Origin of the sequence: Streptomyces sp. WM6386 (genome assembly GCF_000972385.1) — a bacterium.
Taxonomy (GTDB): domain Bacteria; phylum Actinomycetota; class Actinomycetes; order Streptomycetales; family Streptomycetaceae; genus Streptomyces.
This window is the reverse complement of the sequence record NZ_JXTE01000451.1, coordinates 1-495: the sequence shown is the minus strand read 5'-3', so window position 1 is coordinate 495 and position 495 is coordinate 1. Positions and strand designations below refer to the sequence as shown.

Annotated in this window: 1 protein-coding gene; it reads right to left on the bottom strand. The window is 71.3% G+C overall.

The genetic code is table 11. From position 1 onward, the window contains the following. Positions 1-325 (bottom strand): serine hydrolase domain-containing protein (locus TN53_RS42195; RefSeq protein ID WP_234441860.1); only part of this gene is annotated, 325 nt, incomplete at its 3' end. Positions 326-495: the final 170 nt, after the last annotated feature.

Genomic DNA, 495 nt, shown 5'->3' with positions numbered 1-495 from the left:
GCACGTTCGGGGCGACGGGCTCGCTCCAGCCCTCGACGCCCACCGCTGCGGAGACCACGGTGGAGGCGATCGGCTTCGAGACGGAGGCGAGCTGGAAGACGGTGTCGGCGTCGACGGCTGCCTTCTCGCCGGCCTTGCGTACGCCGTAGCCCTTGAGGTGGATGACCTTGCCGTCGTGGACGACGGCGACGGCCACGCCGGGTATCCCCGTGCGCTTCATGGCCGCCCGCACGACTCCGTCGAGCTGGTCCACGGCGCGCTGGACCTCTGCGTCGTCGAGCTGGGGCGGAGGCTGGGCCGGGGGCGGTGAAGGCCCCGGTGCCATGGCGCACAGCAGCGTCGTCAGCCCGGCTGCGGCAATCCATCGCAGAGTGCTCACCCTTCTATTGAAATACCTTCGCCGAGGTCTGTCGCGCGCAACCGCTGCCGGTGACGAAGGCCTGGGGCCGGCGGACGGGCCGGGTGACCGGCTGATGTCGGCGGAGCCGTCAACCC